The following is a 12647-nucleotide window of genomic DNA, read 5'->3' as shown; positions in this document are numbered from 1 at the left end:
CTCGGGCCAGCCTTCGTTGATAGAAGGTGGCATGGATATGGCTAATCTGACGAACCGGTATGGACTCTAATATGTCCGGTTCCGCATCCCGGAAGAGCGCAGGACAGACGCTGACAAGGCACTGGGATCAAACACAGGCATCCGCCGGAATATCCTCAAATCTCTCCAGACATTCACACACAGAGAAACTCTCAGACTTCGTAACACCGCTATTGAGGAAATCAGGCGGGATCTGAATAGAAAGCTGGTAGGTGCTGGCCTTGCACCTCTTCAAGACGTTGATGTGCCCGATTGGATGAATGAAGACCACTTGGTCGCTGAGGCGTTAGAAGTCCGGCGAGAGATTGGATCTGCCTCCGATAGCGATAACTTCTACGACAATCAGACAGGTGCTTCTGATAGCCCTAGAGATCTGGTTATCGAGAGCGTGAATAGTATGCTTAACGGAACGATTGCATCTCTTGCGCTGAATGACAGCCGCCAGCAGATCAGTTCCCCAAACTTCCTCACAAAATAATAGAGATGAACACGAGCACTCATAGGGAAACATGCAAAATTCGGAAGGCCTGCTCCTCCGTCATAAGCGGAGCAGATACAGATACAATGCCAAGCACACCTTCAAAAACAGACAAAACCGTTTTTTAAGGCAGATACAGTCGTGCTAGCGTTCGCCAAGATCGAGCCAGAAGTCATAGATGATGCCCGAGACAAAACACTCCCAAGCAACGCCGCAACATTCTGCAAACCTTCCAGAATAGAATCAATCTGACTCTTGAAAGACGTACTGTCATAAGTAATTATGACATTCGATCCCGCTGAATTTGAAAATTCAGTCAAAGCATCTTGCAACGCTACCCTGGCAGTTTCGATTGCCGCTACAGATGAAGAACCAATCACTGAAGAGACTGCGCCGATGGACAGGATTGTTGTTACAGCGTTAAAGCCTGCATCTCCATAAGCTTTTATTTTTGCAACGTTCAACCTCACGGTTTTTACATTACCAGAACTCGTGACTGTGCAAGCTCCCAGTATACCGATAGAAAATCCCACCGTAAGGTATTTAATAAAAGATCTACAATTATGAAACATTTAATTATCTTTTTATAAAATATTTATACAATATTTTTCCAAACCAAAATCACAACAAAAGTAGTTATTGTAATTTTAGGATTATATTTCTTATCAAGAAAAATTGCGCTCACCAAAGATAAACATCTGTCAATCAAAGAACATCGTACAGCCTAAATTTAAGAGCAGAATATTACTATTTTAGGCAAAAAAACTTACCGCTTTTAGAAACAAACAAAGCGAAGCCTTATTGAAACCAGGCGTCACACGGAATGTCTTGATGAGGCATGCCAGCCTGCTTATAGCGAGGATAAGGGCCGCGATGTGAGATCTCGCACCGAAGTAAATTTTAAACAAATCAGCGTAGCGGAACCAATCTCACGATCCGAAACACTACCAAGAAACACATTTTTCAAAGGATAATCCGAGCTGTCTTTCAGTGGAAATTTCGATCCGTTTGAGATCTTTCGTGATCTTTGGGAGCTGTTGAAAGGGCTATATCGCCTGATGCTCTACCTCTATCATCTTTTGACAGGTTTTCCTCCGCAACATTGAACCAGATGAGACGTTATCGTCGGCCTGCTTATATCCGGCCGGCCTTTAACGGAGAAACATCATGAGGTTCCATCTGCTCTTGGGGCCCGTACTGCTTGCCCTGTCTTTGACAGCCTGCGTCGACCATCACCACCATGACCGGACAGACCGAACGCACTGGCGCCAGGGGGATACACCCGGACCATACTCAGGCTACAAGCAGAACCGGTGGACAGCACCACATAACTGACATCGGTTTTTCTAATTCTGGCGCCAGGCCAATCGGACAGGCGCGGCCCTGTAAGACATCAGGTCCCGGCCACGGCCTGCGCCAGACACATTGCTTCCAGAGTTTTCAGGTCGCCTGATGACACGAGGTGGGGGCCCATAAACGACACGTCCTACCTCTCCCCCCTGAATTCTCTGCGGGGCCGGAATAGGATGAGGATAAGCATATTGGCTATGGCTGGGTGAATGCCACGTCGGTTCCGGCATAAGGACCCTCGGGCCTGTGCCCGTCATGACAACCTGAGGCAGGAAGTCAGGGGGGCGATACGTATCAGGCTTTCCATTCCAGACAGCCATCACATGCTGTTTGTATTCAGCACCTAAAGAGGGGGTCAGTGAATGATAGGCCGCAGTAGCAGCAGACCAGTCGTGAAACTGACTGAAAAGATTTCTTAAAAACAGGGCTCCATAACGAGCATTTCTGAACGGATCGAATGCCTCTTCAAGCGAAGCAAACGCGTCAGGATGATGATGCAGATTGATCTGCATACACCCTACATCAATCGAAACGATTCCTACCCGTCGAAACTCTTCTACTGCGACAACAGCTTCTGCTTTTGAACCGTAAAAATATCCCCGTCCTGCGGCATTGACCGTCCAAGGCCATGCTACGATCTGACCCGATAGCGGATCGCGGCGACCACTTTCCACATAACTGATAGCGTTTAACAATCCAGACGGAATAGCTGTATTTCGCTCGGCATCAGCAACCGCCTCGTGACAAACAGCGCCCGCCACATTCCAGTCATTAGCATGCCCCAATTTCGGCAAGCCCAGAACAATGCAGAAGAGCAGAAGAAGCGTTTTGCCGGTCATAATGCTCTATATGACCGGCAAATATGAAGAAACGCTTACCAGATCAGGCGTTATTTCTCAGAACAGGCGCACAGGCATCTTCAAGCCAACCCAAAACATCCGCTTCAACATCAGGTCCAACACGCGTCAGAACTTCAGCATGATAGGCGTTCAGCCACGCCAGTTCAGCATCATCCAACAACGTCACATCAATAAGTTCGCGGTCAATCGGCGTATAGCTCAAGAGCTCGAACTCGAGGAAAACACCCTTGGCGCCATGATAAGCTGATGGCTTTACGAGCATCAGGTTTTCAATACGAATGCCATACCCACCCGGCTCGTAATATCCGGGTTCATTGGAAACGATCATACCCGCTTCCAGGGCCGTTGGCCGAGGAGCAGGGGAAATGTTCTGCGGCCCTTCATGAACTGACAGATAACTGCCGATTCCATGACCTGTCCCATGATCGTAATCCAGCCCGATTTCCCACAGCGCAGCACGCGCCAGAGTGTCCAGACGATGCCCCGTTGTACCGGGCGGGAAGCGCACGCGCGAAAGCGCAATATTTCCCTTCAGAACACGCGTGAAATTCTCTTTAATGCTCTGCGGGGCGGCATCAGGCCCGATCCATAGCGTGCGGGTAATATCCGTCGTCCCGAACGGATACTGACCACCACTATCAATCAGATACACACTGTTTTGCGCCAGAACTCGGTCTTTGCCGACTTCCGCACGATAATGTGGGTACGCGCCATTCGGTCCCGCCGCAGAAATCGCGTCGAAGCTCTGCTCCCGATAATCAGAAGACTGGGCACGAAAGCCGTTCAGACGGTAGACCAGATCCGTCTCACGTTGACCGGCTGCAGAGGTAGACAGCGAATGCAGGAACCTCGCCATCGCAATCCCGTCCAGCTTATGCGCCCGGCGTGACCCTTCCTGCTCCACACTGTTTTTGACGGCCTTTGGCAAGGTGCACGGGTCATTGCCATCCACAACCTTGGCGCCAACAGCTTTCAGAGTCGTTTCAAACCACACCGGCGTCGTCACCGGATCAAGGCGCACAATCTTGCCCGCCAGCGTACCCAAACGCCCTTCAAGCAGCTCCGGCGTATAGACTGTAACATCTGCACCTAGAACATCGACCAGACCGCTCTTAAGGCGAGCAGGATCTGCAAACAGTTCTGCCCTGCCATCGGCATGAAGAATGCCATAACCATGCGCTACAGGGGTAAGGGGCACATCATTCCCACGGATGTTCAGCAACCACGCAATAGAGGTACAGTCAGCAAGCACAACGGCGTCCTGACCCGAACGCGTCAGAAAGGCTGCAAGGCGCTCCCGCTTGCTCGTACCGCTTTCCCCTGCAAGCGACAGCGGTTGCTCAACAATAGTGCTTGCCGGAGCAGAAGGCCGATCCATCCAGGCCTGATCAATCGGATTAACCGCCAATGGAACCAGTTCAACGCCCGGCGCAGCCCATGCGGCAAGCATGGAACGACTGACCAGCTTCGGATCGTAGCCAACCCGCAAACCGGCTGCCTTCTCCGCCAGCCAATCCGAAGCCGGTTCCAGCGTCACATGTCGCCGCTCCCATAGCTCATGCGGAACCTGCTCTTCCATCTGAACCGTATAACGACCATCGGAAAACACAGCCGCTGCGTCCAGCAAAAGAACCGCAAGACCCGCACTTCCCGTAAAGCCCGTCAGCCAGGCAAGACGATCAGAGCAGGGAGCCACATATTCCCCGAGATATTCATCTCCACGAGGAATAATAAACCCTGCAACTCCCAGAGCTTCACAAGCCTTGCGAACAAGGGCAGGGCGCTCATTCAGGGGAATAGAAGAAACGGTCATGGAAAATCCTTTTCCGGTTCGAATACTGCCTCAAGGCAGAGCGTCATGAAGAGAAGGTCGAGCCAACGTCCACCTTTTCGTCCCACCTGAGGTAAGATACCGCTGTTCTGAAAACCAAACTGGCGATGAAGGGCAACCGAGGCCTCATTACCAGCCGTAATACCGGCCACCATGACGTGAAAACCGGCCTGTCTGGCATGATCGATCAATCGGGCCAACAACATGCGCCCGAGACCTCGCCCCTGATGATCGACATCCACATACACTGAGTGTTCAATCGTCTTGGCGTAGCCCTCAAAAGCGCGAAAAGCCCCATAGGAAGCATACCCGCAAACGTCACCGTTTTCGCTCACAGCCACGAACACCGGAAACCCCTGAGCCAGACGATCCGAAACCCATTTCTGACGCTGCTCCAGCGTGAATGGTGTGCTGATCCACAGGGCATCCGTATGGGCAATCGCATGATTCGTGATCCGCAGGATTGCAGGCAGATCTTCATCCTGAACGTCCCGGATCACGAACCCCATTGTCAGCCTCGCTTGCGCAGGATCAGTGTCGCCCAGTCGCCTTCGCGCAATAACCGTTCAAGGACCAATCCCTGACGACGGTGCGCTGCCAGAACCATATTGGCTTGCGTGTAAAGCAGTCCAGCCAGAATAGCGGTACCGTTCGGAGCAAGATTCAGGGCCAGAGACTGCGCCATCCGGCAAAGCGGACGCGCCAGAATATTGGCAAACACCAGATCATACGGCGCCTTGACTCGCACCTGATTGGTATTCCAGCCATTACCAAAACGGCAATCCAGCAAATTACCCTGGCCATTCAACCTGGCATTGGTCTTCGCCGTCCGAACAGACCATGGCTCGATATCAACGGCCAGGACGGGACGATGCAGCAGCTTGGCTGCCGCCATAGCCAAAATGCCCGACCCACACCCCATATCCAGAATGTGCCGAGGCTTGCGGTAGGCCACCATTTCCAGAGCGCGCAGACAACCCCGCGTCGAGCCATGCTCACCCGAACCAAACGCGATACCTGCATCCAGCGTGATGGTCAGGCGGGACTGGTCCGGGGCACCATGCAGATGCGTGCCGCGAATGGCAAAACGCTTGCCGACATTCTGCTGCGGAAAGGACTCATACGTCCGCGCAAGCCAGCCCTCTGCCTCGGTTGCTTCCCGAACAAGTTCAGCATCACAGCCTGTCAGAAGACGGGCAACAGAAAGCGCGTTTTCAAGCTCGTCTTCCTTGTAGCCAATATCCTTAACCCCTTCGAGGCGCCAGTATTTCTGCTCGTCATCAGCCTCGAAAATACCAACGGTCTCACAGACGCACATCAGCACCTGCTCGAAGAGAGGAACGTATTCCTCCTCCACCGTAATGGACAGGGTTTCAAGCGCACTGGCATGGCGTCGGCCAATGCTGCGGGGTGCCATCACGATCTGATCTCCACGAAATTTGCCATGACGCGCTTGATGCCGCCATTTTCAAAGTTGATTTCAAGCCGGCTGCCATCCACCGCAATCACGGTGCCCTCGCCAAACTTCTGATGAAAAACCGTCGCTCCAACCGGAACATTCGCCTGCGGCTGCACATCCGTGACGCGGGGGCGAGGGACCTGAGACATCCCGGAAGGACGGGTGCTCGTAAAAGGCCCGGACGCAAACATGGAAGGCGCCGCTGCAGCCTGCCGCCGGCTTTCAAGAGACTGCCCACTTGTCTGAACGTATTCGGACGGAATTTCTTCGATGAACCGGCTTGGCATTGAAGCCTGCCAGTTCGCGTAAATCCGCCGGCTGGCCGCGTGAACAACGATGGCCCGAAGCCTCGCCCGCGTCAGCCCAACATAGGCCAGACGCCGTTCTTCTTCGAGCGCCCGGTTCCCGCCTTCATCCAGAGACCGCTGAGACGGGAAAACGCCTTCCTCCCAACCGGGCAGAAACACCGTATCGAACTCCAGCCCCTTGGAGCCATGTAACGTCATGAGACTGACCTTGTCGTCAGTCGTCTCGCTTTCCGTATCCATGACAAGCGCCACATGTTCCAGAAAGCCCTCAAGCGTCGCAAACTCACCGATCGCCCGCAAAAGCTCACGGATATTGTCGAGACGCCCCGGCGCTTCCACAGACCGGTCATCACGCCACATCTGAAGATAACCGCTATCCTCAAGAAGCTGCTCGACCGCCACAACCTGACCTTCCGTCTCCAGCGTCGCTTTCGCACGCTGGAACGCTTCCATCAGACTGGTCAGAGCCTCCTTGGACTTTCCCTTGAGCGCGCCCTGTTCAATCTGCGTCAGAACAGCAGCCGTCAACGGGCCGGGCAGGGTGCGCGCCAGCCCATGCAGCTTCTGCACTGCGACAGCACCCACACCACGTTTGGGAACATTGATGATGCGCTCGAACGCAAGATCATCAGAAGGCTGCGACAGAACCCGCATATACGCCAGACAGTCCCGAATTTCCGCACGCTCATAAAACCGCAGACCGCCGACAATCCGATAAGGAACACCGATCGTCATCAGGCGCTCTTCGAAGGGCCGCGTCTGAAAACCGGCCCGCATCAGAATAGCCATTTCGGACAAGGGGTGCCCATCGGCGTGAAGACGCTCAATCGCTCCGCCGACAATCCGGGCTTCCTCATCGGAATCCCGAACACCGATGATCTGCACCTTCTCGCCCTGCGCGTCCTCGCGTCCCGGTCGAAGTGTCTTGCCTAAACGCCCTTCATTATGAGCAATCAACCCCGCAGCAGCAGCCAGGATCTGCGCCGTCGAACGATAATTCTGCTCCAGCCTTACGACCGCTGCACCCGGAAAATCCTGCTCGAACCGCAGAATGTTCTCAACCTCGGCCCCACGCCAGGAATAGATCGACTGATCGTCATCCCCCACACAGGCAATATTGGACGGACCCTGCTCCCGCTTTGCCAGCAGACGCAGCCAGAGATACTGGATCGTGTTGGTATCCTGATACTCATCCACCAAAATATAGCGGAAAATCCGATGATACTGCGCCAGCACGTTCGGCTGGGACCGCAAGATCTCCACCATGTGCAGCATCAAATCGCCAAAATCGCAGGTATTCAGTTCCCGCAGCCGCACCTGATAGGCCCGATAGATCGCCAGCGCGTGCCCATTGGCAAAATCGGTATCTTCAGCAGGCGTCACGCGATCCGGCGTCAGACCACGATCTTTCCAGCGCTGGATAATCCCCATGAGCTGGTTCGGCGGCCAACGCTTCGTATCCAGCCGAAACGGCTCCATGATCTGCTTCAACAAACGAAGCTGATCGTCCGTATCCAGAATATTGAACCCGCTCGTCAGACCCACATATTCCGCATGCCGCCGCAACATCCGGGCGCAGATGGCGTGGAACGTGCCGAGCCATAGCCCCTCCGCCGGCTCGCCAAGGATCGCCCCAACACGCTCGCGCATTTCCCGCGCTGCCTTGTTGGTGAAGGTCACGGCCAGGATCTGGCTCGGATAGGCGCGGCCAGTCAAAAGCAGATGGGCAAAACGCGTCGTCAGAACGCGGGTCTTTCCCGTTCCTGCACCGGCAAGGATCAGAAGAGGGCCTTCGGTGGTCTCGATGGCACGTCTCTGTTCCGGGTTCAGGCGGGAGAGATAGTCGGGGGTGGGGATGAGAGGGTCTTGCGGCACACTCCCGATATAGAGTGTGATGCTCCTATGGCCAACACATCATCTTCCCGGATTGACCTGACACGCGGTACTGGGCCGCAGGGACATCGCGCCCGGATGCGGACCCGCGTCGAAACCAACGGCGCCGAAACCCTTGCGGATTATGAACTTCTAGAAATGCTGCTGTTTCTGGGTATCCCGCGCAAAGACACGAAACCTCTTGCCAAGGGCCTCATCAGCCACTTCGGAAGTCTCATCAACGTCTTCCGTGCGCCAACGCGCGATCTACGAAATGCCGGCCTGAACGACGATACCATCCGCGCCCTTCGTCTGCCATCAGTCGCCGCAGAACGCCTTGCTTCCGCTGAAAACCGTGAGCGTCCGGTTCTGGGGAACTGGCCACAACTGACAGACTACCTTCAAACGACATTGAAAGGCGCAGTCGCCGGACAACTTCGCATCCTCTATCTGGATAACCGCAACCGGCTCCTCGCTGATGAAGCTGCCCCCGAAGAGGAAGATATTACTTTCCTGAACCGCGCCATCGCCATTCGCGCCCTGGCTCTGCACGCTACAGCCATCATCGGCGTACACGTCCAGCCCGCCCTGAGAGCACCAGCCCTCTCAACAGCCGCACGAACATTGGAAAACGCTCTCAGGCCACTCTCCATTGTTCTGCATGATGTCCTTATCAGCACCAAAACAGCAACTCTCAGCAGCCTCAGACAGGAAGGCCTCCTGTAAGTTTTATCCCCGCGTGTGCGGGGAACACTACATTGATGGGCGTCTGCGGTACGGTCTCGCCGGTTCATCCCCGCGTGTGCGGGGAACACTCTTCCTGTTAGATAGCTGTTTTCCAAGGGAAAAACAGCCCTCGAAAAATCTACCGATTTTTTAAGCTTTTTTGAGGGCCGCCGCTACCTTGATCTTCTCCGGCTTACAGTGCCAGAAAAACAAATGACTAATGCTCCGGCCTCTGATGATGGGTTTGCTGAATACTCAGGAAAAATCCTTTTCCAAACCGTACCATTCTCCATCAACCCGCAGACGACCAACGACGAGCATATTCCGCCCCCTGTCGCCCTTCTGAGCGGACGAGGACGACACCTGGACGATGACACTCTGTTACGCTTGATCGTTCAGATTTTTACGGGCCGCAAAGAAAAAGTGGAAACCCTCGTTCCAGCACTTCTGGAACGCTTTGGTTCAGTGGCAACCCTGCTTTCCGCCAGCAATCGGGAACTCGCAGGCATCAGGGACATGGGTAACCACATGGTTCCCATGATCCGCGTCCTGCAGGAAGCCGCGCTCCGGTATAACCGGGAACGGTTACCAACAGCCGATTTGCTCGATAGTGAGCAGAAGCTGCTCGACTATCTGACAGCCCGGCTTGCCCGTGAGAATATTGAGCAATTCCGCATTCTTTTTCTCAACGAGCAGCAAGGCCTCATTGCAGATGAGGCTCAGGCCCGCGGGACCGTCAACCATACTCCCGTTTATCCAAGAGAAGTGGCCAGACGCGCTATAGAAGTAGAAGCAACCTCTCTCGTTCTGGTGCACAACCACCCTAGCGGCGATCCAACGCCCTCACAGGCCGATATTCAGATGACCCAGCAGGTTCAGGCTGCGCTGGAAGTGGTGGGCATTCAACTTACGGACCATCTCATCATCGGAAATGGCCGCCACACCAGCTTTCAGCGTACAGGCCTGCTCTAGAACTGCTTCAGCCTCGCGAAGGCAGCAGACCTTCCAGCGCCAGTTCACCCGGCAGGGCACCACGAGGAAAAATCGTATTAACGTGCCCCATCTTCCGGCCCGGGCGGGCGTCACGTTTTCCATACAGATGAAGCGATGCGCCATCCGTTGCCAGAATACCCGCCACGCGCGCCACATCTTCCGGACCAACAAGATTGTGCATGACGGCATCGGAATGACGCCGTGCAGGCGGTAGGGGTAACCCGGTCACAGCGCGGATGTGCATCTCAAACTGGTCGATCAAACACGCATCCATCGTCCAGTGCCCTGAATTATGCGGGCGAGGGGCGATTTCATTCACCAGAAGCTGGCCATCGGCTCCATGGAACAACTCCACCCCCATGATGCCGACAAGATCCAGTTCCACCGCAATTTTCATCGCGATCGCCTGAGCTTCCTCAGCCACATCAGGCATAATCCGGGCTGGTGCGAGAGTGACGTCCAGAATACCGTCCCGATGACGGTTTTCGACCGTATCAAAACACCGCACGGTCCCGTCAATACCACGCACGACCATGACGCTCAGCTCACGCTGGAAATCAATCATCTTCTCGGCAACGAGAGGGTAGGAAAGATCTGTCAGTGCAGAAAGCGCTTCCGCACTTTCAACGCGGAACTGCCCCTTGCCATCATACCCAAAACGCGTGGTCTTCAGAATGAGAGGAAAACCGAGTTCTTCCAGAGATTTCAGGTCCTCCGGGCCAGACACAGCCTTCCAGGGAGCAAGTGTGATCCCTGCTTTGGCCAGACGCGTCTTTTCCAGAATACGATCCTGACTCACACGGAGGATCTCGCCTGCAGGGCGAACAGGCCGATGCTTCGCCAGAAGCGATAATCCTTCGGCGCTAATATTCTCGAATTCAAATGTGATGACATCACAACGGGATGCAAATTCTTCGAGAGCCGCTGGATCATCATACGAGCCAATCGTCGCAGAAGCCGAAACTTCGATTGCAGGGCTCGTCGGAGCAGGGTTCAGAATATGAACGCGATAACCCAGCTTGGCCGCAGCCATGGCTGACATGCGGCCAAGTTGCCCTCCGCCAATAATCCCGACCGTGCTCCCCGGCTCAAATACGGCGTTCGTCTGCACTGTCATTCGACTGGTACGTCCGCAACCGTAGCCGTCTGCGTGCCGCGCCATGCGTCAAGCCGCGCCGCAAGTTCAGGATCAGAGAGAGACAGAATGGAGGCAGCCAGAAGGCCAGCATTTTTCGCGCCTGCCTTACCGATAGCCAGTGTTCCCACAGGCACACCACCCGGCATCTGAACGATGGACAAAAGACTGTCCTGTCCCTTCAGGGCGTGGCTTTCAACAGGAACCCCCAGAACAGGCAGAGACGTCCACGCCGCACACATACCCGGCAGATGGGCAGCGCCGCCAGCGCCCGCAATAACCACATGCAACCCACGACTCCGGGCCGTCCGGGCATAGTCGGCAAGACGGTCAGGCGTGCGATGCGCCGAAACAATCCGACGTTCATGGGCGATACCGAGTTCATCCAGAATATCGCAGGCATGCCTCATGGTTTCCCAGTCAGACTGGCTTCCCATGATGACGCCAACGCGCACGGCGCTCTCGGCTTGAAGGGTCTCGCTGGAAGAAAGGATCTGGCTCATCAGGCAATGTTATCCGGAATCAGACGGGTCTCGATCCAGGAAATCTCGTCTTTAAGCTGCAACTTGCGTTTTTTGAGACGCTGAAGCTGGAGCTGGTTGAGGGGATGGTCCACCAGACGCTCAATGACCGTATCAAGATCGCGATGCTCGCTCCGCAGTTCGTGGAGGCGTCTGAGCATGGCATTATTGTCAGTCATCATCGCTGTCAGTCCCGGAACTCTGTCTGGGCATGATGGAGAACTGAAGTCGTTCCGTCCACCATCATGTCTCCATATCACAGGCAAAAAGGCAGAGGTTGTTTCCAGCCCATGCCAATAAAAAAGGATGCAGCCCCATCAGGCACTGCATCCTCATCGTCTGACTTAGAGAGCTTCGTCTTCGTGGGCGTCAAACGCGCTGACAACCGGCAGGGTATGTCCCTCACGCGCAAGACGGTCATTAGCCGCTGACACAGCAGCATTGAGATCCATCTGCGTGCACAGCCCAAGAATAACAGGATCGCGGGGCTTAATGTTGGCACTGTTCCAATGCTGGCGATCACGCACCTTGATGATGGTGTCCTTCGTCGTGCCAAGCAGCTTGACGATCTGGGCTTCCGTGAGTTGCGGGAACTGACGAAGGATAAACGCAATCGCGTCCGGCCGATCGTTACGTCTCGCAACCGGCGTATAGCGGGCCCCCTTGGCGCGGCGCTTGACCGGGCTTCCGGAAGACAGAATCTTGAGCTTGGCGTCAGGGTTGGCTTCACAGCGTTTGATTTCAGCTTCGGAAAGCTGATGATTCTTGACCGGATCGTAGCCATTGATGCCGGCAGCAACTTCGCCATCAGCAATCGCCTGTACTTCAAGCGGATGCATGCCGCAGAACTCAGCAATCTGTGTAAATGTCAGGCCGGTTTTTTCGATCAGCCAGACGGCCGTGGCCTTGGGCATCAAAGGCAGGGTCATGTCAGTGCGTTCCTTGTGGGGCGCTTCAGGGGCCCGCGAAAGCGCAGGCACCGATTGGCGTACCCGGAGAGGAGAACTGAAAGCCCGCTCGGGATATAATCGCGGCACCTGCTGGATGCGCGGCGATAATGAAAACGATATGGGGC

At 54.8% G+C, this 12647-nt stretch carries 14 protein-coding genes; 4 read left to right on the top strand and 10 right to left on the bottom strand.

All coding sequences use genetic code 11. The features are described from left to right. The first annotated feature begins 295 nt into the window (after positions 1-295). The gene (locus tag AC3B6F_RS08510) at positions 296-517 is read left to right on the top strand and encodes a hypothetical protein (RefSeq protein WP_489824021.1); all 222 of its coding nucleotides are present in this window, start codon (positions 296-298) and stop codon (positions 515-517) included. Positions 518-618: 101 nt separating this feature from the next. Here AC3B6F_RS08510 and AC3B6F_RS08505 read toward each other — a convergent pair whose 3' ends face one another. Continuing rightward, complete coding sequence (locus AC3B6F_RS08505) at positions 619-987, bottom strand: hypothetical protein (RefSeq protein WP_489824020.1); 369 nt, start codon at positions 985-987, stop codon at positions 619-621. Between the two features lie 697 nt (positions 988-1684). Here AC3B6F_RS08505 and AC3B6F_RS08500 point away from each other — a divergent pair. After that, positions 1685-1852: a hypothetical protein gene (locus tag AC3B6F_RS08500; protein ID WP_167347224.1), complete on the top strand. Its 168-nt coding sequence runs from the start codon at positions 1685-1687 to the stop codon at positions 1850-1852. A gap of 11 nt (positions 1853-1863) precedes the next feature. Here the strand turns inward: AC3B6F_RS08500 and AC3B6F_RS08495 are convergent, their stop codons facing one another. Genes AC3B6F_RS08495 through AC3B6F_RS08475 form a run of 5 tightly spaced genes read right to left on the bottom strand, consistent with a single transcriptional unit; the run spans position 1864 to position 8200 of the window. Then, the gene (locus tag AC3B6F_RS08495) at positions 1864-2706 is read right to left on the bottom strand and encodes a transglycosylase SLT domain-containing protein (RefSeq protein ID WP_489824019.1); all 843 of its coding nucleotides are present in this window, start codon (positions 2704-2706) and stop codon (positions 1864-1866) included. 43 nt (positions 2707-2749) lie between these two features. After that, positions 2750-4540 (bottom strand): M24 family metallopeptidase, encoded by a 1791-nt coding sequence (locus tag AC3B6F_RS08490; protein ID WP_489824018.1) that lies wholly within the window; start codon positions 4538-4540, stop codon positions 2750-2752. Next, the gene (locus tag AC3B6F_RS08485) at positions 4537-5067 is read right to left on the bottom strand and encodes a GNAT family N-acetyltransferase (protein WP_023942463.1); all 531 of its coding nucleotides are present in this window, start codon (positions 5065-5067) and stop codon (positions 4537-4539) included. Before AC3B6F_RS08485 ends, AC3B6F_RS08490 begins: the two co-directional genes overlap by 4 nt. 2 nt (positions 5068-5069) lie before the next feature. Further along, the gene (locus AC3B6F_RS08480) at positions 5070-5975 is read right to left on the bottom strand and encodes a 50S ribosomal protein L11 methyltransferase (RefSeq protein WP_426066289.1); all 906 of its coding nucleotides are present in this window, start codon (positions 5973-5975) and stop codon (positions 5070-5072) included. Continuing rightward, positions 5975-8200: an ATP-dependent helicase gene (locus tag AC3B6F_RS08475; protein ID WP_489824017.1), complete on the bottom strand. Its 2226-nt coding sequence runs from the start codon at positions 8198-8200 to the stop codon at positions 5975-5977. The genes AC3B6F_RS08480 and AC3B6F_RS08475 overlap by 1 nt, the downstream gene beginning before the upstream one ends. On the opposite strand from AC3B6F_RS08475, the gene AC3B6F_RS08470 reads away from it, so the two are divergent. Next, entirely contained in the window at positions 8192-8923 is a 732-nt protein-coding gene (locus AC3B6F_RS08470; RefSeq protein WP_489824016.1) for a JAB domain-containing protein, read from the top strand. The genes AC3B6F_RS08475 and AC3B6F_RS08470 overlap by 9 nt on opposite strands. Before the next feature lie 213 nt (positions 8924-9136). Beyond that, entirely contained in the window at positions 9137-9895 is a 759-nt protein-coding gene (gene radC, locus AC3B6F_RS08465) for a RadC family protein (RefSeq protein WP_489824015.1), read from the top strand. A gap of 7 nt (positions 9896-9902) precedes the next feature. Here radC and AC3B6F_RS08460 read toward each other — a convergent pair whose 3' ends face one another. The 4 genes from AC3B6F_RS08460 to AC3B6F_RS08445 form a co-directional block, all read right to left on the bottom strand. After that, on the bottom strand, positions 9903-11033 hold the full coding sequence (locus AC3B6F_RS08460) for a 5-(carboxyamino)imidazole ribonucleotide synthase (RefSeq protein ID WP_489824014.1): 1131 nt from the start codon (positions 11031-11033) through the stop codon (positions 9903-9905). Continuing rightward, complete coding sequence (purE, locus tag AC3B6F_RS08455; RefSeq protein WP_489824013.1) at positions 11030-11554, bottom strand: 5-(carboxyamino)imidazole ribonucleotide mutase; 525 nt, start codon at positions 11552-11554, stop codon at positions 11030-11032. The genes AC3B6F_RS08460 and purE overlap by 4 nt, the downstream gene beginning before the upstream one ends. After that, positions 11554-11754 (bottom strand): YdcH family protein, encoded by a 201-nt coding sequence (locus tag AC3B6F_RS08450; protein ID WP_007281975.1) that lies wholly within the window; start codon positions 11752-11754, stop codon positions 11554-11556. The genes purE and AC3B6F_RS08450 overlap by 1 nt, the downstream gene beginning before the upstream one ends. Positions 11755-11916: 162 nt before the next feature. Further along, a complete protein-coding gene (locus tag AC3B6F_RS08445) occupies positions 11917-12501 on the bottom strand; it encodes a DUF1013 domain-containing protein (RefSeq protein WP_010501648.1) in 585 nt (194 codons plus the stop codon). Between the last annotated feature and the right edge of the window lie 146 nt (positions 12502-12647).

It is taken from the genome of Gluconobacter sp. ESL1110, from assembly GCF_058107395.1.
The sequence above is the reverse complement of the archived record's forward strand: the minus strand, read 5'-3'. Positions and strand labels throughout refer to the sequence as shown.

Bases quoted from the DNA above. Each gene is read 5' to 3' on its own strand.
- AC3B6F_RS08485 (WP_023942463.1), bottom strand. From the start codon at position 5,067: ATGGGGTTCGTGATCCGGGACGTTCAGGATGAAGATCTGCCTGCAATC.
- AC3B6F_RS08480 (WP_426066289.1), bottom strand. From the start codon at position 5,975: ATGGCACCCCGCAGCATTGGCCGACGCCATGCCAGTGCGCTTGAAACC.
- AC3B6F_RS08460 (WP_489824014.1), bottom strand. From the start codon at position 11,033: ATGACAGTGCAGACGAACGCCGTATTTGAGCCGGGGAGCACGGTCGGG.
- AC3B6F_RS08450 (WP_007281975.1), bottom strand. From the start codon at position 11,754: ATGATGACTGACAATAATGCCATGCTCAGACGCCTCCACGAACTGCGG.
- AC3B6F_RS08495 (WP_489824019.1), bottom strand. From the start codon at position 2,706: ATGACCGGCAAAACGCTTCTTCTGCTCTTCTGCATTGTTCTGGGCTTG.
- purE (WP_489824013.1), bottom strand. From the start codon at position 11,554: ATGAGCCAGATCCTTTCTTCCAGCGAGACCCTTCAAGCCGAGAGCGCC.
- AC3B6F_RS08510 (WP_489824021.1), top strand. From the start codon at position 296: ATGAATGAAGACCACTTGGTCGCTGAGGCGTTAGAAGTCCGGCGAGAG.
- AC3B6F_RS08490 (WP_489824018.1), bottom strand. From the start codon at position 4,540: ATGACCGTTTCTTCTATTCCCCTGAATGAGCGCCCTGCCCTTGTTCGC.
- radC (WP_489824015.1), top strand. From the start codon at position 9,137: ATGACTAATGCTCCGGCCTCTGATGATGGGTTTGCTGAATACTCAGGA.
- AC3B6F_RS08500 (WP_167347224.1), top strand. From the start codon at position 1,685: ATGAGGTTCCATCTGCTCTTGGGGCCCGTACTGCTTGCCCTGTCTTTG.
- AC3B6F_RS08445 (WP_010501648.1), bottom strand. From the start codon at position 12,501: ATGACCCTGCCTTTGATGCCCAAGGCCACGGCCGTCTGGCTGATCGAA.